This is a genomic window from Amycolatopsis solani (assembly GCF_033441515.1).
GTDB lineage: Bacteria > Actinomycetota > Actinomycetes > Mycobacteriales > Pseudonocardiaceae > Amycolatopsis > Amycolatopsis solani.
The window spans coordinates 1818781-1839506 of sequence record NZ_JAWQJT010000001.1 but is presented as its reverse complement, the minus strand read 5'-3'; the positions used below and the strand labels follow the sequence as shown (position 1 = coordinate 1839506).

The 20726-nt window shown below is 70.0% G+C and carries 18 protein-coding genes; 11 read left to right on the top strand and 7 right to left on the bottom strand.

Translation table 11 applies throughout. The features are described 5' to 3' along the window. Nucleotides 1–25: 25 nt before the first annotated feature. Nucleotides 26–1177, bottom strand: a complete 1152-nt coding sequence (locus SD460_RS09250; protein ID WP_290053026.1) for a TadA family conjugal transfer-associated ATPase — start codon at nucleotides 1175–1177, stop codon at nucleotides 26–28. 232 nt (nucleotides 1178–1409) lie between these two features. After that, entirely contained in the window at nucleotides 1410–2483 is a 1074-nt protein-coding gene (gene ssd / locus SD460_RS09245; RefSeq protein WP_318306066.1) for a septum site-determining protein Ssd, read from the bottom strand. A 549-nt stretch (nucleotides 2484–3032) separates the two neighbouring features. Here ssd and SD460_RS09240 point away from each other — a divergent pair. From SD460_RS09240 to nicT, 7 genes are all read left to right on the top strand, one after another. Beyond that, nucleotides 3033–3863: an HAD family hydrolase gene (locus SD460_RS09240; RefSeq protein WP_290053023.1), complete on the top strand. Its 831-nt coding sequence runs from the start codon at nucleotides 3033–3035 to the stop codon at nucleotides 3861–3863. A gap of 714 nt (nucleotides 3864–4577) precedes the next feature. Then, nucleotides 4578–6266 (top strand): glycoside hydrolase family 3 protein, encoded by a 1689-nt coding sequence (locus SD460_RS09235; RefSeq protein ID WP_438860572.1) that lies wholly within the window; start codon nucleotides 4578–4580, stop codon nucleotides 6264–6266. Continuing rightward, nucleotides 6263–7525, top strand: a complete 1263-nt coding sequence (locus SD460_RS09230) for an exo-beta-N-acetylmuramidase NamZ family protein (protein ID WP_318306065.1) — start codon at nucleotides 6263–6265, stop codon at nucleotides 7523–7525. The genes SD460_RS09235 and SD460_RS09230 overlap by 4 nt, the downstream gene beginning before the upstream one ends. An 11-nt stretch (nucleotides 7526–7536) precedes the next feature. Then, nucleotides 7537–9294: a serine hydrolase domain-containing protein gene (locus SD460_RS09225; protein ID WP_318306064.1), complete on the top strand. Its 1758-nt coding sequence runs from the start codon at nucleotides 7537–7539 to the stop codon at nucleotides 9292–9294. Between the two features lie 238 nt (nucleotides 9295–9532). Next, nucleotides 9533–10507 carry a MurR/RpiR family transcriptional regulator gene (locus SD460_RS09220; RefSeq protein ID WP_438860570.1) on the top strand — a complete coding sequence of 325 codons (975 nt, stop codon included), beginning with the start codon at nucleotides 9533–9535 and terminating at the stop codon, nucleotides 10505–10507. Between the two features lie 23 nt (nucleotides 10508–10530). Further along, nucleotides 10531–11460, top strand: a complete 930-nt coding sequence (locus SD460_RS09215) for an N-acetylmuramic acid 6-phosphate etherase (RefSeq protein ID WP_290053013.1) — start codon at nucleotides 10531–10533, stop codon at nucleotides 11458–11460. Between the two features lie 174 nt (nucleotides 11461–11634). Continuing rightward, complete coding sequence (nicT, locus tag SD460_RS09210; protein WP_290053039.1) at nucleotides 11635–12675, top strand: Nickel transporter NicT; 1041 nt, start codon at nucleotides 11635–11637, stop codon at nucleotides 12673–12675. Here nicT and SD460_RS09205 read toward each other — a convergent pair. Next, nucleotides 12672–13394 (bottom strand): Fic family protein, encoded by a 723-nt coding sequence (locus SD460_RS09205; protein WP_290053012.1) that lies wholly within the window; start codon nucleotides 13392–13394, stop codon nucleotides 12672–12674. The two genes, nicT and SD460_RS09205, sit on opposite strands and share 4 nt — an antisense overlap. Continuing rightward, nucleotides 13387–13884, bottom strand: a complete 498-nt coding sequence (locus SD460_RS09200; protein WP_290053010.1) for a phosphoribosyltransferase — start codon at nucleotides 13882–13884, stop codon at nucleotides 13387–13389. The genes SD460_RS09205 and SD460_RS09200 overlap by 8 nt, the downstream gene beginning before the upstream one ends. A 112-nt stretch (nucleotides 13885–13996) precedes the next feature. Here SD460_RS09200 and SD460_RS09195 point away from each other — a divergent pair, with 112 nt between their 5' ends. The 3 genes from SD460_RS09195 to SD460_RS09185 all read left to right on the top strand — a co-directional run bounded on the left by SD460_RS09195 (nucleotide 13997) and on the right by SD460_RS09185 (nucleotide 17299). After that, on the top strand, nucleotides 13997–14599 hold the full coding sequence (locus tag SD460_RS09195) for a GNAT family N-acetyltransferase (RefSeq protein WP_290053008.1): 603 nt from the start codon (nucleotides 13997–13999) through the stop codon (nucleotides 14597–14599). A gap of 100 nt (nucleotides 14600–14699) precedes the next feature. Further along, nucleotides 14700–16682, top strand: coding sequence for an acetate--CoA ligase (acs, locus tag SD460_RS09190; RefSeq protein WP_290053005.1), 1983 nt, complete (start codon nucleotides 14700–14702; stop codon nucleotides 16680–16682). 143 nt (nucleotides 16683–16825) lie between these two features. Next, a complete protein-coding gene (locus SD460_RS09185) occupies nucleotides 16826–17299 on the top strand; it encodes a DUF6319 family protein (protein ID WP_290053002.1) in 474 nt (157 codons plus the stop codon). 54 nt (nucleotides 17300–17353) lie between these two features. On the opposite strand, the gene SD460_RS09180 is transcribed toward SD460_RS09185, so the two are convergent. Together SD460_RS09180 and SD460_RS09175 are read right to left on the bottom strand one after the other, a co-directional pair. Then, on the bottom strand, nucleotides 17354–17926 hold the full coding sequence (locus SD460_RS09180; protein WP_290052999.1) for a DinB family protein: 573 nt from the start codon (nucleotides 17924–17926) through the stop codon (nucleotides 17354–17356). 7 nt (nucleotides 17927–17933) lie between these two features. After that, a complete protein-coding gene (locus tag SD460_RS09175) occupies nucleotides 17934–18275 on the bottom strand; it encodes a cupin domain-containing protein (RefSeq protein WP_318306063.1) in 342 nt (113 codons plus the stop codon). Between the two features lie 130 nt (nucleotides 18276–18405). Between SD460_RS09175 and SD460_RS09170 the strand changes: the two genes are divergently transcribed. Further along, on the top strand, nucleotides 18406–19134 hold the full coding sequence (locus SD460_RS09170; protein ID WP_290052996.1) for a VIT1/CCC1 transporter family protein: 729 nt from the start codon (nucleotides 18406–18408) through the stop codon (nucleotides 19132–19134). Here SD460_RS09170 and SD460_RS09165 read toward each other — a convergent pair. Next, the gene (locus SD460_RS09165) at nucleotides 19131–20588 is read right to left on the bottom strand and encodes a peptide MFS transporter (RefSeq protein ID WP_290052994.1); all 1458 of its coding nucleotides are present in this window, start codon (nucleotides 20586–20588) and stop codon (nucleotides 19131–19133) included. The two genes, SD460_RS09170 and SD460_RS09165, sit on opposite strands and share 4 nt — an antisense overlap. Nucleotides 20589–20726 lie beyond the last annotated feature (138 nt).

The window sequence follows — 20726 nt, the reverse complement described above, 5'->3', positions numbered from 1 at the left end:
CTCCTTCGCTCGCACCGGAAAGCCTTCAGCACGCGATCGCCCCCGAGGCCGTGAACAGGTGGCGGTCGATCGTCCAGCGGCCGGCCCGCCACACCGGCACCACCCGGGCCCGGCCGTGTTCGGCGCGGAGCACGCCGACCTCGGCGAGACGGCGGCGGCCGCCCTGCTCGCGTCGCATGTGCAGGACCACGCGGATCGCCGCGACCAGCTGGCTGTGCACGGCGTCGCGGCGGAGACCGCCCAGCGCGGCCAGTGCCTCGATGCGGGCCGGCACCTCCGCCGGGGAGTTCGCGTGGACGGTGCAGGCGCCGCCGTCGTGGCCCGTGTTGAGCGCGGTGAGCAACGCGCCGACCTCGGCGCCGCGGACCTCGCCGACCACCAGCCGGTCGGGGCGCATGCGCAGCGCCTGGCGCACGAGCTCGGGCAGGCCGACCGTGCCCACACCCTCCACATTGGCCGGACGGGCGACGAGGCTGACGAACTGGGGGTGCGCGGGTTGTAGTTCGCCGGCGTCCTCGACGCAGACGATCCGCTCGCCCGGGTCGACCGCGCCGAGCAGCGCGGCGAGGAGCGTGGTCTTGCCCGCGCCCGTGCCTCCGGTGACGAGGAACGCCATCCGCCGTGAGACGACGGTCTGCAGCAGCTTCGCGCCTTCGGCGTCGAACGCGCCGAGTTCGCGGAGTGCGGCGAGGTCGTGCGTGGCCGGGCGGAGGACGCGGAGGGACAGGCAGGTGCCGGCCGCAGCGATCGGGGGGAGGACGGCGTGGACGCGGATGCGGCCGTGCGGGCCGGAGCCGGGGAGCCAGCCGTCCACATAGGGCTGTGCGTCGTCGAGGCGGCGGCCTGCCGCGAGGGCGAGGCGCTGGGCCAGGCGGCGGACGGCTTCTTCGTTGGTGAAGGTGACGGTGGTGCGGGTGAGACCGGCGGGGCCGTCGGTCCAGACTTCGCTCGGGCCCGTCACGAGTACGTCCGTGGTTGCCGGGTCTTCGAGGAGCGGGACCAGCGGGCCGGCGCCGATGAATTCGTCGCGGGCTTGGCGGGCCGCGTCGAGGACGGCGTTGTGGCCGAGCGCGCCGCCGGCTTCGGCGCGGACGGCGGTGGCGACGGCGACCGGGTCGGCCTGGCGGCGGTCGCCGGCGAGGCGGTTGCGGACGCGGTCGACGAAGTCGGTTGTCATGGGCGCGCCGCCTTGGTCGGGAGGTTGGCTGGGGTGGTTTGGGCTGTGACGCGGGTGCCGGGCGGTGGTGGGGCCGCGGTGGTTTCCGGTGGGGTCGCGTCGGTTGTGGTGTGGGTGGTTGGCCGTGGCTGGATGGGTAGTAGGGACAGGAAATTCTTTGTGCTTGTCGGGCCGCGGGTGGCCAAGGTCAGGAGGGTGGGGAGGAAGAGGTCGCCCACTCTTGTCGGGGTGGTCATCGGGTGGCCGCCCGGGCTTCGCGGCGGGCTGTGGTCAGTACGCGGGCTGCTGCTTTGGCTACTGGGCCCGTTGATTTGGCGGGGAACTCGCCTCGCTCGACTGCTGCCGGGAGGCCGCGTTCCGGGGGCATCGAGGCCAGCAGCGGCGGGCCCAGTAGGCCGGCCGCGTGGGCTTGGGGGGCTTCGGCTCTTGAACGTCCACATGCGACGACGCCGGTTCGGGCCGTCAGTTCCGACAGGCGGCGCAGGACCTGCTTCGCCGCCATGCAGGCGCGGAGTTCGACCGGGACCACCAGCACCACCAGGTCGGCGACCGCCACCGCTTCCGCGGCTGCGTCGGTGAGGGTGCGGGGGAGGTCGCAGACCACCGTGCGGCCGGAGCGGCGGCCCGCGGACAGGACCGCCGACAACGATTCGACCGAGGGGCCTTCGCCCTCGGGGCCGCACGCCAGCACCGGCAATCCGCCACCCCGGTGCCTTCTGCGTGGGAGGGTTGCGGCCAGGGACGGCAACGAGACGCGGCCGGTCAGTCGCACGTCCGACCAGCGGGGGCCCGGGGCCTTTTCCAAGCCGAGCAACACATCCAGGCCACCACCCAGTGGGTCGCAGTCCACCAGCAGGGCGCCGCCGGGTTCCCGGTCGGCCGCCAGTGCCAGCATCGCCGCGAAGACGGACGCGCCCGCGCCGCCTCGGCCGCCGATCACGCCGAGGACCAGGCCGGGTTCCTCCGCCCTCGTCTCGACGACGTCGGCGAACGCGCCGGCCAGCTCGGTCTCCTCGTCCGGCAACGAGATCACTCGCTCGACGCCGCCGCGGAACGCGTGCTGCCACGTCTCCGGGCCCGGGCTGCCCTTGCAGACCAGGAGGATCCCGCCGCGCCGGGGCAGGGCCGGTGGCAGCCGCACGGCTTCTTCGTCGAGGACCACCAAGGGCGCGCGGGCCCAGTGACCGTGCGCCGCGGTCAGGTCCGGTGCCCGGTCCAGCTCGCAGCCCGCCACCGCGGCCACGCGCAGAATCTCGTCGAGCACGGTTTCGTCCGCGGCGACCACCAGCGGTCGTTCCCCCGTCATGGGTTCCTCCCCCGTCTTCGGTGCGGGCCGTGGGTGGCCCGGCTTCCACCGTCGCGGGCGGGGGCACGGGGGCACAACGGGTCGGGCGGCGAGCTGTGGACAACCCGGGTGCTGTGGACAACTTCCGCCGCGGGACCGGCTCGCGAACCGGTTTTGTCGGTGGGCTGTGGCAGGATCGCGCCCACCCGCGACGCACGTGCGGCGGAAACCCGCGCGAACCGCCGCAGACAGCGATCCGGCCAAAAGGCCGCGCAGTCAAAAGAAACCGGCGAAGGTAAGCGGAAGGTAAGAGGGCGGCCCCCGCCAGGGGGGAGGGACGGGGGCCGCCGTGGGTTCAGCCCCGGGGGGTCGGACTGAACCGGCCCGGTTGGACACCGGGCTCCCTCACTGTAACTCCGGCGGGTGCCGGTTCGCGCGCCGGACGAGGCACACAGTTCGGTAACGGCACGGTGCGCCGGAAGTGCCTTCCTGTCATGGAATTTCCGGCGGTGCGGCGCGCCCGTGGTGGATCAACGGGACGCGCCGCGATCAAGCTCTTATCCTGGGGACGTGGCCGAACCGAGCAGTGCGCCGTCGCGCATCCGGAACCCGGGCCCGGAGCACGCGGTCGCCGCGTTCTTCGACCTGGACAAGACGATCATCGCTTCGTCGAGCGCGCTGGCGTTCAGCAAACCCTTGCTGAGGGAGGGTTTGATCAACCGTCGCGCCGCGTTGCGAAGCGCCTACGCGCAGCTGGTGTTTTCGCTCGCCGGCGCCGACGAAAACAAAACCGAGCGGTTGCGCGCCGAGGTTTCCGCGCTGTGCGCGGGCTGGGACGTCGCCCAGGTTTCGGCGATCGTCCGCGAAACCCTGCACGACGTCGTCGACCCGCTCGTCTACGCGGAAGCGGCGGAACTGATCGCGCGCCACCGCGCGGACGGGCACGACGTGATCGTGCTTTCGGCGACCGGCGAGGAGGTCGTCGCGCCCGTCGCCGAAATGCTCGGAGCGACCCGCAGCGTCGCGACGCGGATGCAGATCGTCGACGGCCGCTACTCCGGCGAAGTCGACTTCTACTGCTACGGCGCCAACAAGGCCGTCGCCGCCAAGCAGCTCGCCGCGACGCACGGTTACGACCTCGCCGAGTGCTTCGCCTACACCGACTCGAGCACCGACATCCCGCTGCTCGAGGTGGTCGGGCACCCGCACGCGGTGAACCCGGACAAGCTCCTGCGGCGCGAGGCGCTCGACCGCGGCTGGCCGATCCTGGCGTTCGACCGGCCGATGTCGCTGCGCACCCGGATCCCCACCCGATCGGCGGGAATCGTGGCCCTCGGCGTCGGCGCGGTGGCCGCCGGAGCGACCTGGTACGGCCTCAGCCGTCGCCGTCGGTCCCGATAATCCTCCGTCCCGCCACCCACACGGCCGCACGACCTGGACTTTGCTTGGCCCAGCCCCGAATTGTCCGTCGCGCAGGGTGCCCGTGTCACCCGATCCAGCCTCTGTACCGGTGCACCCATCCGCGCACTTGAAGTGACCGGGCTCACGGCGTAGAAAGTAGGTGCGGACGTTCGGTCGGCCAGGGAACAGGTAGAAGAGAAGCCTGTTCCACCCCGGCAAACCTCCGTGCGCGGACTCCGGGTACCCACGCGCAGCGCGCCGCGGGAGGCTCGTCGTCTAGGGACTGCGTAGTGGGACGCCACACGCCGAGTCCATGTAGGTACGACCAGAGTTGCACGCTTGGTCGCCCGAGAAGTTCGCGCTTGCAGGCGGCGCCCGTGGCCCTCGGCCACGGGCGCCGCCTCGTCTTATGCCCTGGGGTCTCCGCCACCCGTTCGGACCTGCGTGCACGTTGCGAACGGCGAATTTCCTACCAATCCGGGTACGAAGTCGGCCGTTGGTGCGGTCGGTCGATGGACATCGCCGGATTCGGTGAGTAGCTTCCCGATACTGGCGCCTCCGAGTGGACTTCTCACGTCCGCCAGGCGTCCGCAACTTTCTGGGAGGCTGGTCGTGACGACCCGAAATCGGAGGTTCCATGCGCTCGCCCTGCCCGTCGCGGGGGTGCTCGCGTTCACCGGTGTGGGTGTCGCGACCGCGGCGAGCGCACCGCGCATGAGCGTCGACGCGCAGGCGGAGGCCGCCGCCACGCAGGCGCTGCGGGGGCTGAGCTTGGAGGAAAAGGTCGGGCAGCTGTTCATCACCTGGGTGAACGGCAAGACGGCCGACGAGGTGAACCCGAAGAACCAGACCGACTTCGGCGTCGACACCCCGGCGCAGGTGGTCCGGAAGTACCACCTGGGCGGTGTCATCTACTTCAACAACGACACGCGCGACAACTTCGACGACCCGGTCCAGGTCGCGAAGCTGTCGAACGGGCTGCAGAAGGCCGCCATCACCAGCGGGGCGCACATCCCGTTGCAGGTCGCCGCCGACCAGGAAGGCGGCACCGTCACGCGGATGGGCGCGCCCGCCACCGAGTTCCCGAACGCCATGGCCATCTCCGCCGGGCGGGACACGGGCCGGGCGACGCAGGCCGCCACGATCCTCGGGCAGGAACTGCGCGCGGTCGGGATCAACCAGGACTTCGCGCCCGATTCGGACGTCAACTCGAACCCCGCCAACCCGGTCATCGGCGTGCGGTCCTTCGCCGGCCAGCCCGGCCTGGCCAGTGACTTCGTCACCGCCGAGCTCAAGGGCTTCCAGAAGTCCGTGGCCGCGACCGCCAAGCACTTCCCCGGGCACGGGGCCGCGCCGACCGACAGCCACACCGGCCTGCCGCGGATCGACAGCACCGAGGCGCAGTGGCGGGCCACCGACGTGCCGCCGTTCAAGGCCGCGATCGCGGCCGGCGTCGACTCGATCATGAGCGCGCACATCCAGTTCCCCAGCCTCGACCCGTCGCTCGAACCCGCGACGCTGTCGAAGCCGATCATCACCGGCAAGCTGCGGAACGAGCTCGGGTACAACGGCGTCGTCGTCACCGACGCCCTCGAGATGCAGGGCGTGCGCCAGCTGCACAGCGACGCCGAGATCCCGGTGCTCGCGCTCAAGGCGGGCATCGACCAGCTGCTCATGCCGGTGCACCTCGAGCTGGCCATCAACTCGGTGCTCACCGCCGTGAAGACCGGTGACATCCCCATGCAGCGGATCGACCAGAGCGTGCTGCGCGTGCTGAAGCTGAAGTTCAAGCGCGGCATCCTGTTCTCGCCGTTCGTCGACGCGAACCGCGTGATGAAGACCGTCGGCGTCCCCGCCAGCCTGAAGACGGCCCAGGACATCGCCGACCGCGGCATCACGGCCGTCGCGAACGACGCCGGCCTGCTGCCGCTGAAGCAGAAGCCCGCGACCGCGCTCGTCACCGGCTGGGGTGTCTCCACGACGACGACCCTCGCCCAGAAGCTGACCGCGCACGGCACGGCCGCGACCGCTTACCAGACCGGTCAGGCCCCGACGGACGCGCAGATCGCGCAGGCCGTCGCGAACGCCCAGAACACCGATCTGGTCGTCGTGCTGACCAACAACATCGCCGCCTTCCCCCGGCAGACCAAGCTGCTCGACGCCCTCCAGGCCACCGGGAAGTCGGTCGTCGCGGTCGCCGCGCAGATCCCCTACGACGCCGGCTACCCGAGCACCGTCAAGACGTGGCTGGCCACCTACGGCTACATCACGCCGACGCTGGAGGCGCTGGCCAAGGTGGTGCTCGGCGAGACGAAGCCGGTCGGGAAGCTGCCGGTCGACATCCCGGCGGGCGCCGACCTGGGCACCGTCAAGTACCCGTTCGGCCACGGGCTGACCTGGTGACGCTCAACCGGCGCCACTTCCTGGGCGCGAGCGCGCTGGCGGTCCCGGTCCTCGCGGGCGGCTCGGCCGTCGCCGGGGCCGAGCCGGAGCAGACCGAAAAGGGCCGCGTCCTCACCGGCGCAGAGCAGCTGGCCGCGCAGGGCTGGCGTCCGCTCGCGGGCCGCAAGCTCGGGGTGCTGTCGAACCCCACCGGCGTGCTGCTGAACGGCGACCACATCGTCGACTCGATGGTCGCGGCCGGCGTCAAACCGGTCGCGGCCTTCGGACCCGAGCACGGCTTCCGCGGCAGCGCGCAGGCCGGCGGCTCCGAAGGCGACTACACCGATCCCCGCACGGGCGTCCCGGTGTACGACGCGTACGGCGTCGACGCGGCGAAGCTCGCTTCGCTGTTCACCAAGGCGGGCGTCGACACCGTCGTCTTCGACATCGCCGACGTCGGCGCGCGTTTCTACACCTACATCTGGTCGCTGTACACGGCGATGGTGGCCGCGGCACAGGTCAAGGCCGCTTTCGTCGTGCTCGACCGGCCGAACCCGATCGGCGGCCGCGCGGCCGGGCCGCTGCTCGACCCGAAGTTCGCCTCGGGGATCGGCAGGAAGCCGATCGTCCAGCAGCACGGCATGACCGCCGGCGAGCTAGCGCGCTTCTTCGCCGAAGAGTTCCTGCCCGGCGATGGCGTGAAGCTGGACCACCTCGAAGTCGTCCAGGTCCGCGGCTGGCAGCGCGACACGCTCTTCGCGCGGACCGGGCTGAACTGGGTGCTGCCGAGCCCGAACATGCCGACCCCGGACACCGCGCTCGTCTACCCGGGCACCGGCATGTTCGAGGGCACGGTGTTCTCCGAAGGCCGCGGGACGACCCGGCCGTTCGAGATCATCGGCGCGCCCGGGCTCGACTGGCGCTGGCGGGAGAAGCTCGAAGACCTGCGGCTGCCGGGGGCGAAGTTCCGCGAGGTCTACTTCGTGCCCACCTTCAGCAAGTTCGTCAACCAGACCTGCGGTGGCGTGCAGCTGAGCGTCAGCGACCCTCGGGCCTTCGAAGCGATCCGCACCGCGGTCGCCATGCTCGTCACGGCGAAGGCACTGCACCCGGACGTCTTCGCGTGGCGCCCCGACAACTACATCGACAAGCTCTCCGGCTCCGACCGGCTGCGGACGATGGTCGACGCCGGGGCAGGCGTCGACGAGGTCACCGGGGCCTGGCGGGCCGAGCTCGCCGAGTTCGACCGCAGACGCCGCCACTACCTGCTCTACCGCTGAGGGGGAGACTCTTGCGTGTTAGGAAGGTCCTCGCCGCGGCCACCGGAGTACTGGTCGCTTTGACCACGTTGACATCGGGAGCCAGCGCCATCACGGGCCACCACGACACCGGTCGCTTCGACCGGCCGCAGCAGGGGTTCGCCCCGGCGTGGACGACCCTGCGCACCGGTTCGCCGCAGCAGGCCGGCCTCGACCCGGCACCGATCAAGGCGGCCGAGGACTTCCTGGCGAGCTGGACCAAGCCGGACACCACCGGGCACCCGCACTTCTCCGGCGCGGTGGGCCTGCTGGCGCACGACGGCGTCGTCGTCGACCGGTACGCGGTCGGCGGCGCGCTGCGGTACGCCGACGCCGCGGGCACCGAACTGCCTGCCGGCCAGCAGGTCCCGATGCGCGACGACACGATCTTCGACATGGCTTCGATCTCGAAGCTGTTCACGTCGATCGCCGTCCTGCAGCTCGTCGAGCGCGGACAGCTGACCATCGACACCCCGGTGTCCCGCTTCTTCCCCGAGTTCGCCACCGGCGACAAAGCGGCCATCACGGTCAAGATGCTGCTCACGCACGTCTCCGGGTTCGACGCCGACCCGATTCCGTCGCTGTGGGCCGGCTACCCGGACATCCCGTCGCGGCGGCAGGCCGTGCTCGACAGCCCGCTGAAGAACAAACCGGGCACGACGTACCTCTACTCCGACATCAACCTGCTCACCCTCGGCTTCATCGTCGAGAAGCTCACCGGGCAGACCCTGGACAAGGTCGTCCACGACCGCATCACGGCACCGCTGGGCATGGTCGACACCGGTTACAACCCGCCCGCGTCGAAGCTGGACCGGATCGCCGCGACGGAGTTCGAGGCCAACCCGCCGCGTGGGATGGTGCGCGGCAGCGTGCACGACGAGAACGCGTGGTCGCTCGGCGGCGTCGCCGGGCACGCCGGGGTGTTCAGCACCGCCGGCGACATGGCCACCCTCGCCCAGACGATGCTCAACGGCGGCAGCTACCGCGGGCACCGGATCCTCCGCGAGGACACCGTGCGGCAGATGATGCTGACGAACTACAACCAGCAGTTCCCGGACGACGCGCACGGCCTGGGCTTCGAGCTCGACCAGCCCTGGTACATGGGCGCGCTGGCGTCGCCGGTCACCGCGGGGCACACCGGCTTCACCGGGACGACGCTGGTCATCGACCCCGAGTCGCGCTCGTTCGCGATCCTGCTGACCAACCGGGTGCACCCGAGCCGGAGCTGGGGCTCGATCAACACCGCCCGCCAGGTCTGGGCGACGTCGCTGGCCAGGGCCATGGCGGTGCGGCCGCAGGCCGGGAACGACGCGTGGACGAGCACGCTGGGTAACGCGAGCGTCGCCACGCTGAGTACTCGGCCTTTTACTACGGATAGTGATCAAGCCCGCGTGTCCTTTTACGCCTTTGTGGACACCGAAGGCCCGACTGATCCACTTCAGCTGCAAGCCAGCACCGACGGCGTGAACTGGCAACCGATCGCCTTATCGGTATCCGGGCCGGGGGCACCCTCCGGAAGCGTGACGTCGCTCTCCGGACACGGCCACCGTGCCTGGTGGAAGGTCATCGCGACACTGCCGCACGCGGCGGCGGTGAGCCTCAGGTGGCGTTACAGCACCGACCCGGGTTACACGGGACGCGGAGTTTCGGTCGACGGTGTGAAAGTCACCGAGAGCGGCCGATCACTCCTCGACGGTGAACGAAACCCCGCCGTTTTCGTCGCGGAGGGTTGGCAGTTGAGCGCTCGGTGACCGAGCTGTCGCCAGCTGTCGAACACCAGCCCGAGTTTACCGTCCGTTTGCCGCTTGCACCGCGACACTAAGTTGCCAAGTCGTTAGCTTGACCTCGTTAACATGACCGACCTGGTTGGCGACTTTCTGGTCAGTGATTAATCGCAAATCCAGATCCGCAGACACGGACGGGTTGCGATCCGACCGAAGGGTGTGGGTAGCCTTGTCGCAGATGCCAACGGTTAGTAACTTTCCGACGGTGAGTGATACCGAATCCGTAATCGGCACGGCACCGTCCGAGCCCGTATCGGTCCAGCCGACCGTGCGGGACGCGGACGCCAGCCCGCTGGTCCGGATCCGGTCCCTGCTCCCCGGTCTGGCCCGCGCCGAGCAGCGCGTGGCCAAGGTGGTGCTGGAAGATCCCGCGCAGGTCGCGAGACGCAGCATCACCGAGGTGGCCCTGGCCGCCAACACCAGCGAAACCACCGTCACGCGGTTCTGCAAGGCCGTCGGCGTCGGCGGGTACCCGCAGCTGCGCATCGCGCTGGCCGCGGACACCGCGCGCACCGAGGCCCGCACGACCCGCAACCTCGGCGGCGAGATCGGCCCGGAGGACGACCTGGCCGCCGTCATCGGCAAGGTCAGCTTCGCCGACGCCCGCGCGGTCGAGGAGACGGCGGACCAGCTCGACGTCCCCACGCTGGAGCGCGTGATCGAGGTCGTCGCGAGCGCCGGCCGCGTCGACGTCTACGGCGTGGGCGCCAGCGCGTTCGTCGCCGCGGACCTGCAGCAGAAGCTGCACCGGATCGGCCGCGTGTGCTTCTCGTGGTCGGACACGCACATCATGCTCACCTCGGCCGCGGTGCTCAGCCCCGGTGACGTCGCCATCGGCGTCTCGCACACCGGCGCGACCACCGACACCGTCGAGGCGCTGCGTGTGGCCCGCGAGCACGGCGCGATCACCATCGCCGTGACGAACTTCCCGCGGTCCCCGATCACCGAGGTCGCCGACTACGTTTTGACGACGGCCGCCCGGGAAACCACCTTCCGTTCGGGAGCGACGGCGAGCCGCATCGCCCAGCTCACCGTCATCGACTGCTTGTTCATCGGCGTCGCGCAGCGGCACATGGACGCGTCGGTCAGCGCCCTGGACGCGACCAGGGACGCGGTCGGCTCGCACCGCTTGGGGGTCAGGCCGGACGGTCGTCGCCGTCCGCGGGAAACCGGCAAGTAATGACCATCGAAGATGTGAGGCGCATGATGACCGTCCCCACGCAGGCGGTGCACGTCGATTCGCCGACCGAAACCCGCAACCCCCGCACCACGGACATCGACCTGATGTCCACCGCGGGGATCCTGGGCGCGATCAACGCCGAAGACCGCACGGTCGCCGGCGCCGTGGCCGCGGTGCTGCCCCAGGTGGCGCGCGCGGTGGACTACGCGGTCGACGCCCTGCGAGCCGGCGGCCGGGTGCACTACGTCGGCGCGGGGACGTCCGGGCGCCTGGCGACGCTGGACGCGGCCGAGCTGGTGCCGACGTTCAACGTGCCGGCGGACTGGTTCATCGCGCACCACGCGGGCGGCGAGAAGGCTCTGCGCAGCGCCGTCGAGAACGCGGAGGACGACGACGGGGCCGGCGCGGCCGAGATGGCCGCCATGGTCCAGCCGGGCGACTTCGTGCTGGGGCTGACGGCGTCGGGCAGGACGCCGTACGTCTTGGGTGCGCTGCTGGCCGCGTCGCGCCAGGGCGCGCGCACCGGGCTGGTCTCGGGCAACCCGAAGGCCGCCAAGCCCGCCGGCGTCGACGTGCTCATCGCCGTCGACACCGGTCCGGAGGCGATCGCCGGCTCGACCCGGATGAAGGCGGGCACGGCGCAGAAGATGATCCTGACGTCGTTCTCCACGGCGACGATGATCAAGCTGGGCCGGACCTACTCCAACCTGATGGTCAGCATGCGGGCGACGAACGCGAAGCTGCGCGGCCGGACCATCCGGATCCTGCAGGAAGCCACCGGCATGACGATGGCGGACTGCTCGGACGCGCTGACCGAGGCCGGGGGCGACCTCAAGGTGGCGCTGGTGCACCTGCTGTCCGGGGAAGACGTCACGAGCGCGGCGAAGGCGCTGCACGCGTCCGGTGGGCACGTGCGCAAGGCGCTGGACTTGGTGCGCGTGCGCGCCAGCTAGCACCCGGCTTTCGGGGGTTCCGGGTGGCGGAGCCCCCGGCCCGGGGCGAAGCCACGGTAGTCACGCCATTGCCGTTCATCTGTTCACCTGTCTAACCTCACAGATGAGGGAAGGCGGGTGGCGGTGGCGGGCACGGAAGAGGACTCGCGGCGCAGGCTGTCGCGCCGCGAGTGGGTGTCGATCGGCGGGATGGCGGGGTTCATCCTGCTGCTCAACGTCGTGGGCTGGGTGGTGCTGGCGGTCTTCGTCGCGCCCCAGCACTACGCGCTGGGCACGTCCGGCGTCTTCGGGATCGGCCTCGGCGTCACGGCGTTCACGCTCGGGATGCGCCACGCCTTCGACGCCGACCACATCGCCGCGATCGACAACACCACCCGCAAGCTGATGGCCGACGGCCAGCGGCCGCTGTCGGTCGGGTTCTGGTTCTCCCTCGGGCACTCGACGATCGTCTTCGCGTTGTGCCTGCTGCTCTCGCTCGGCGTCCGCGCGCTCGCCGGGCAGGTCGAGGACGACTCGTCCGCGCTGCACAACGCGACCGGCCTCATCGGGACGTCGGTGTCCGGCGTGTTCCTGTACGTGATCGCGATCCTGAACCTCGTGGTGCTGGTCGGCATCCTGCGGGTGTTCAAGCGGATGCGCCAGGGCGAGTTCGACGAGGCCGCGCTGGAGCACCAGCTGAACAACCGCGGCGTGCTGAACCGGCTGCTGCGCGGGGCGACGAAGTCCGTGCGGAAGCCGTGGCACATCTACCCCGTCGGCCTGCTGTTCGGCCTGGGCTTCGACACCGCGACCGAGATCGGCCTGCTGGTGCTCGCCGCCGGCGCCGCCACGTTCGCCCTGCCCTGGTACGCGATCCTCGTGCTGCCGATCCTGTTCGCCGCCGGGATGAGCCTGTTCGACACGGTGGACGGCTGCTTCATGAACTTCGCCTACGGCTGGGCGTTCGCGAAGCCGGTGCGCAAGATCTTCTACAACATCGCGGTGACGACGTTGTCGGTCGCCGTCGCGTTCGTCATCGGCACCATCGAGCTGGTGTCGATCCTCGCCGAAAAGCTGGACATCACCACGGGACCGCTGGCCGCGATCGCGTCGGTCGACCTGGACTACGTCGGGTTCGGGATCGTCGGGCTGTTCGTGCTGACGTGGGTGGTCGCGCTCGCGGTGTGGCGGTTCGGGCGCATCGAAGAGAAGTGGTCGGCGAAACTGTCCTCTTAAGACGCCGCGTCGGAGATGCTCTTCGCCTCGCGCGCACCCGCTTCGAACGCCTCGCAGCAGAAGAGCAGCCACTCGCGCACTGCTTCGGGTTTCCCGCTCGCGAAGCCTTCGGCGGTTTCGAGGTAACGCGGGACCCGGCGGAAGAACGCCACCTCCGGCACGCTCAGCGCCTTCGGGTCGAGGCCGGTCGCGACCATCGTCAGCCGGGCGGCCGCGCGCGCGACGACGCCGTCCGCGCTGCCGAACGGCTTGAGCGCCAGCAGTTCCCCGTGCACGACCGCCGTCAGGACCGGGCCCGGGACCGACGTCGCGCCGGTGACCAGCTGGGCCAGCAGCTCGAGCCGGCCGCCGCCGGAATGCGGGCGCCCCAACGCGTCCAGGTCTTCGACCAGGTCGGCCGCGGCGAGGACGTGCAGGCGGGCCAACGCCTGCAACGGCGCTCGGCGCCACGTCGGGAGGAGCGACTCCAGCGTCTCCGCGACGCGCAGCGCGCCCGCGAGGACCGGGTCGGCGACCGCGCCGTCGGCGGGCAGCTCCGGGTTAGCGCCCTCGATGCCGGCGGACGCGCGGGCGGCGCGCACGGACGCCTCCGCCGCCGTCGCCGCGCCACCGCGGAGGTTGGCCGGGAGGCGGTGCACCTTGAACACGGCGTCCTGCGCGGACTTCGCGGCCGCGGCGACGCCTTCGAGGTCGAGGAGTGGCTTGAGCGGATCAGGCATCGAGCACCTGGCCTTCACGGGAGACCACGGGCGGCAGCACCGACCACGGGAAGTTGATCCAGCGGTCGGTGTGCCGCCAGACGTATTCGCACTTCACCGTCGAGTGCGGCTTCTCGTACACCACGGCCGAGCGCACCTCGGCGACGTGGTCGAGGCAGTAGTCGCGGACGAGCTTGAGAGTCGCGCCGGTGTCGGCGACGTCGTCGGCGATCAGCACCTTCTTGCTCGTGAGGTCGACGACGTTGGGCACCGGCGGCAGCATCACCGGCAGGTCGAGGCGCTGGTCGACGCCGGTGTAGAACTCGACGTTCATCACGTGCAGGTTCTTCACGTCGAGCGCGTAGCCGAGCGCGCCGGCGACGAAGAGGCCGCCGCGGGCGATGGACAGGATGAGGTCCGGCGCGAAGCCGTCTTCGGCGATGGTGTGAGCCAGTTCACGGCTCGCGGTGCCGAACAGCTCCCAGCTCAGCTCTTCCCGCTCTTCGGCCATCGATCTCGCCCTTCGTCGTGGTCAGCCGAGCATAGGCAACGCCGAAGTGGCCTGTGAAAATGCTTGGAAACTGGCTATTCGAGACAGCCAATGCCGGCCGTACGGTGATCACGTGAGTGACTGGAACACGCGACCGACCCTGGCCGGCGAGCACGTCCGCCTGGAGCCGCTGACGGCCGACCACGCGAAGGGCTTGCTCGAGGCGGGCCGCGACCCGGGCATCTGGGCGTGGCTGAGCATCCGGCAGCCGGGGGATCTTCCGGCGGCCGAGCGGATGGTGGCGCAGGCCCTCGCCGACCCCGCGCGGCGGGCGTTCGCGCAGATCGACGTCGCTTCCGGCCGCGTCGCCGGGACGACGTCCTACTACCAGGTCGTCGAGCCGCACCGGATCCTTTCGATCGGGCACACCTGGATCGGCGCGGACTGGCAGCGCACCGGCCTGAACACCGAGTCGAAGCTGCTGCTCCTCCAGTACGCGTTCGAAACCCTTGACGCGCAACGGGTTTCCTGGGAGACCGACATCCGGAACCTGCGCTCGCAACGCGCCATCGAACGACTTGGCGCGCTTCGCGAGGGCGTCCTGCGGGCGCACCGGATCCGGCCGGACGGTTCGTCCCGCGACACCGTCACCTATTCGATGCTGGCCCCCGAATGGCCCGCCGCCCGAGCCCGGCTGAACGAACGCTTAGTCACCGCCGCTCGCCTGCCTCGGTGAAACGGCGGGGCAACGTGGGTGCAACCTTTTACAAGGCGGACTAACGTCGCTAGCGTGCCGCTAGCCGTCGTTTCGGCGCACTACAGGAGGCCTTGCAACCATGACCGAGCAGTCCCCAGCACTGGACAACCTGCTCACCGAGAGCCGCACCTTCCCGCCCAGCGACGAATTCGCTGGCCAGGCCAACGCGAAGGCCGACCTCTACGCCGAGGCGGACGCCGATCGCGAAGCGTTCTGGGCCAAGCAGGCCGAGCGGCTCACGTGGGACACGAAGTGGACCACGGTACTGGACTGGACCAATGCGCCGTTCGCGAAGTGGTTCGTCGGCGGCAAGCTGAACGTCGCCTACAACTGCGTCGACCGGCACGTCGAGTCCGGCCACGGCGAGCAGGTCGCGATCCACTGGGTCGGCGAGCCGGGTGACACCCGGGACATCACCTACGCCGAGCTGAAGACCGAGGTTTCCAAGGCCGCCAACGCACTCACGTCCCTCGGCGTGACCGCGGGCGACGTCGTCGCGATCCAGCTGCAGATGGTCCCCGAGGCCATCTTCGCGATGCTCGCGTGCGCGCGGATCGGCGCGCTGCACAACGTCGTCTTCGGCGGCTTCTCGCCGACGGCGCTGCGGGCCCGCGTCGACGACGCCGCCGCGAAGATCGTGATCACCTCCGACGGCCAGTTCCGCCGCGGCAAGGCCGCGCCGATGAAGACCAATGTCGACGAAGCGCTCGAAGGCGCCGAAACCGTCGAGAAGGTCATCGTCGTGAAGCGCACCGGCGACCAGCTCGAGGGCGACGTCCCGTGGACCGACGGCCGCGACCTCTGGTGGCACGAGCTCGTCGACGGACAGTCCGAAGAGCACACTCCCGAGGCCTTCGACAGCGAGCACCCGCTGTTCATCCTCTACACGTCCGGGACGACCGGGAAGCCGAAGGGCATCCTGCACACTTCCGGCGGCTACCTGACGCAGACGGCGTACACGCACCACAACGTCTTCGACCACAAGGCCGGCGAAGACGTCTACTGGTGCACCGCGGACATCGGCTGGATCACCGGCCACAGCTACATCGTCTACGGCCCGCTCGCCAACCGCGTCACGCAGGTCGTCTACGAAGGCACGCCGAACACCCCGCACGAGGGACGGCACTGGGAGATCGTCCAGAAGTACAAGGTCTCCCTCTACTACACCGCCCCGACGCTGATCCGCACGTTCATGAAGTGGGGCGCGGAAATCCCGGAGAAGTACGACCTGTCGTCGCTGCGGGTGCTGGGCTCGGTCGGCGAGCCGATCAACCCCGAGGCGTGGATCTGGTACCGCGAGAACATCGGCGCGGGCCAGGCTCCGATCGTCGACACGTGGTGGCAGACCGAGACCGGCGCGATCATGATCTCGCCGCTGCCGGGCGTCACCTCGACGAAGCCGGGTTCCGCGCAGAAGGCGCTGCCGGGCATCTCCGCGAAGGTCGTCGACGACCAGGGCAAGGAGGTCGGGCCCGGCGGCGGCGGGTACCTGGTGCTCGACAAGCCGTGGCCGTCGATGCTGCGGGGCGTCTGGGGCGACGAAGAGCGCTTCCGTGACACCTACTGGTCGCGCTTCAAGGAGCAGGGCTTCTACTTCGCCGGCGACGGCGCGAAGTACGACAACGACGGCGACGTCTGGCTGCTGGGCCGCGTCGACGACGTGATGAACGTGTCCGGCCACCGGATCTCGACGACCGAGGTCGAGTCGGCGCTGGTTTCGCACCCGACGGTGGCCGAGGCCGCGGTCGTCGGCGCGTCCGACCCGACGACCGGGCAGGGCATCGTCGCGTTCGTCATCCTGCGCGGCAACGCGGTGGACGGCGGCGACGAGGCCATCCAGGCGCTGCGCAACCACGTCGCGAAGGAGATCGGGCCGATCGCGAAGCCGCGGCAGATCATGGTCGTGCCGGAGCTGCCGAAGACGCGCTCAGGCAAGATCATGCGCCGCCTGCTGCGCGACGTCGCGGAGAACCGGCAGGTCGGCGACGTCACCACGCTGGCCGACTCGTCGGTGATGGACCTGATCTCGTCGGGCCTGAAGTCGGGCAAGTCCGAGGAGTGAGCTAGCGTTCTCTTCGTCAGAGCCCTTCCGGCTTCGCGCCGGGAGGGCTCTGTCATGGAACCCCCGCGCGGCGCTTGTCGAACGCATGTTCTACACTGTGCCGCGAACCACACCCACTTCCCGGGCAAGGAGACGACACGACGATGACCGTGGATGTCCTGACGCACGACGAGGAAACGGCTTCGGCCACCACCGAGGCGCCGGCCGTTGCCACCGACGAGGCGACCGTCACCGAGTCCGCGTCCCCCTCCGCTTCGGAAGGCTCGCCCGAGCCCGCCGAGGAAGAGGCCCCCAAGCCCAAGCGCGGCCGCCCCAAGGGCGCGGCGACGGCGTCGACGGCGAAGAAGACCCGCACGGTCGAGCTGACCCTGACGGTCACCGGCACCGCCGACGGCGAGTGGCAGGCCGAGCTCAAGAACGGCTCGAAGTGGGTCGCGAAGGGCCTGGAGATCCCCGCCGCCGCGGTTTCGCGCGCGGCGAAGGAGCTGCACAGCGACCTCTCCGGCCCGATCGACGAGGTGATCAACCAGGCCCGCGAGGCGCAGGCCGCGAAGGTCGCCGCGCTGGAAGCCGAGCTCGAGAAGGCCAAGCAGGCCCTCGCCGAGCTCGACGCCTGAGCTTCATTTCCGGGAAGCGCCCGGTTCCGCTTCGAGCGGGGCCGGGCGTTTCCGCTATCCGGCCGCGGCCCTGGCCGCCCGCTCGACCTCCGCTCGCCGGGCTGCCCAGAAGGCCGCGTCCCGCCCTGCCGCCTCGACTTCGCCGTCCAGCTGTTCCCGCAGGATGTCGGCGTGCCCGGCGTGCCTGCCGGTCTCGGTGAGCACGTGCACCAGGACGTTGAACAGCAGCACGTCCGGCCGCGGCCACCACGGCACGTGGCCGGGCGAGTCGACGGCGAGCGCGGCGATGGTCGCGTCGGAGTGCGCCCAGGCGCGCCGGTAGCGGCCGGCGATCTCCTCGCGCGTCTCGTGCTCGGTCGCCCACATGTCGGTCCCGCGCCGGTCGAGGTCGTCCCACCGCGGGACGGGCTCGGGGAACGGACGGCCGAAGACCTCGCCGAAGTACCGGGCCTCCGTCAGCGTCAGGTGCTTGACCAGGCCGAGGAGGTTGGTCCCGGTGCCGGTCAGTGGACGGCGGACGTCGTACTCGGAGAGCCCGTCGAGCTTTCCGAGCACCGCCTCGCGGATCTCTCGCAGGTCACTGTGCAGGTATTCCTTCGCGAAGTCGTCGATCACGAGGTCCAGCATGCCCGGATCAGGCGATCGGCGGCCGCCTCGGCAGCGGGGACTTGAACTCCACCCACATCGAGTCCGTCAGCGCCTCGACGTGGTGGGTCACCCCACGCGGGTGCAGTGCCGAATCCCCCGGTCCCAGCTCGGACTCGACCCCGGCCACCGCGCCGCGCAAGCGGCCCGACAGGACGTAGACGATCGAGTCGTGGTCGTGCGCGTGCGGTGGGGACGCCACCCCGGCCGGGTAGTGGATCAAGTACGCCAGGCCGGTCTCCGCCGTCTCCAGCAGCCGGAACCGGCCTTCGCCGCCCGTCAACGGGAGGCCCTCCACGGTCACCAGCGGCTCCCAAACCTGCTCCTCCATGTGCCCATGATGACCCAGGATCGCTGAGAGTCCACACAGGACAGGCTTAGGCAAGGCACACGTTATTTAGGCGTACCTGACAAAAAGAACAAGTCTCGCCACGATTCCCCGTTCGTGTTTCACTTGTCCCGTGACCGAAACGATCGACGGTGACGCCGTGGAGCACGCCCACGAACCGCACCAGGACGTGGGCGGGAAGCTGAACTGGCTGCGGGCCGGGGTTCTCGGGGCGAACGACGGCATCGTGTCGGTCGCCGGGATCGTCGTCGGGGTCGCGGGGGCGACCACCGAAAGCACCACGATCCTCACCGCCGGAATCGCCGGTCTCGTCGCCGGGGCCTTTTCCATGGCCGGCGGGGAATACGTCTCCGTCAGCACCCAGCGCGACACCGAACAGGCCTTGCTCCGGCTCGAAAAGCAAGAGCTCAAGACGATGCCGGAGGCCGAGGAGCGCGAGCTCGCCGGGATCTACGAGGACAAAGGGCTTTCGCCGGACCTCGCGAGCCAGGTCGCGCGTGAGCTGACCGAAAAGGACGCGCTGCAGGCGCACGCGGAAGCCGAGCTCGGCATCGATCCGGACAACCTGACCAGCCCGTGGCAGGCCGCGTGGGCGTCGCTCGTCGCGTTCTCGGTCGGCGCGCTGCTGCCGATCCTGTCCATCGCCTGGGCCGGTGTCTCCCTGCGGGTGTGGGCGTGCGCGGCCGCGGTCGTCGTCGGCCTCACGCTGACGGGGTGGCTCAGCGCGCGGCTCGGCGACGCCAAGGTGGGGCGCGCGATCCTGCGCAACGTCGGGGTCGGCGCCCTCACCATGGTCGTGACGTACTTCGTCGGGGTGATCTTCGGCGTCACCGTCGGCTAGTGAACGCCCTTCATCAGCTTGCGGATGAAGGGGATGCCGAGGAACAGCAGCACGCCGACGCCGATGGCGACGCCGCCGACCGTGCTGAAGTACGGCGCTTCGTCGTCGACCGAGTAGTACTCGGCGAGCTTGCCGGACATCGCCGTGCCGAACGAGATGGACAGGAAGTTCAGCGCCACCATCTGCGTCCGGAACGCCGCCGGCGCGAGCTTCGTCGACAGCGACAGCCCGACCGGGGAGAGGCACAGCTCGGCGATCGTGAAGACGAACAGGATGCCGACCAGCGCGAGCATCGGGCTCGCGTTCTGGCCGCTGCCCACCATCGGCAGGAACAGCAGGAAGGCCGCGCCCATCAGCACCGTGCCGAGGACGAACTTCATCGGCGTCGACGGCTGGCGCTCGCCGAGCTTCGTCCACAGCGCCGCCAGAAGCGGCGCGAACACGATGATGAACACCGGGTTGATCGAGTTGACCCAGGGCACCGGCAGCTCCCAGCCGAACAGGTTCCGGTTCAGCCGCTGGTCGGTGTAGGCCGCGACGACCGTGAACTGCTGCTGGTACAGCGAGAAGAACACCGCGCTGGCGATGAACATCGGGATGAACGAGAACACCCGGCTGCGCTCGTCCGAAGTGATCTTGCGGCTGGTCAGGATCACGAGGAAGTAGATCACCGAGATCACGCCGACCACCACCACGACGACGTCGGCGAGGTTGCCCGGGTTGACGACTCCGGTCATGACCAGCACCGCGATCGCGACGACCAGCAGGACCGCCGCACCGATCGCGAGCGCGCGCTGCGACGACGGCAGCGGGTTCGGGATCTCCCTGGCCTTGTCGCCGAGGTTCTTGCGGCCGAGCGTGTACTGGATCAGGCCGAGCGCCATGCCGATCGCGGCGAGGCCGAAGCCTAGGTGGAAGCCGACCTCCGACTGCGCGAGCCCGGTCAGCAGCGGTCCGACGAAGCCGCCGAGGTTGACGCCCATGTAGAAGATCGTGAAGCCGGCGTCGCGCCGTTCGTCGCCGTCGGCGTAGAGCGTGCCGACGATCGCCGTCGCGTTGGACTTCAGCCCGCCACTGCCGACCGCGACGCACACGAGACCGACGCCGATCCCGGTCAGGCCGGGCAGCAGCGCCAGGCTGAGGTGGCCGATCATGATCAGCACGGCGCTGTAGAAGAGCGTCCGTTCGGAGCCGAGCAGCCGGTCGGCGACCCAGGCGCCGATGACGGCGGAGAGGTAGACCAGCCCGCCGTACGCGCCGACGATGCCGAGCGCGGATTCCTGCGCCAGGCCCAGACCACCCTGGTCGACCTTGTAGTAGAGGTAGATCGGCAGGATGCCGAGCATCCCGTAGTAGGAGAACCGCTCCCACATCTCGACGCCGAAGAGGTTCGCCAGTCCTCGTGGGTGCCCGAAGAACCTCGTGTCCTGCTGGACCTCGGTAGAGGTGCTCACAACTCTGTCTTCCTTTGTCTCGGACTTCGTTGTCGATTGGCATGCTATGGGCCCACCTGGTGACCCACCACCGACACCCCGTGTGGCGGTCGCCATAACGGTCCGTGACAAAGGTGGATTAAAATTACGTCAAGGTGC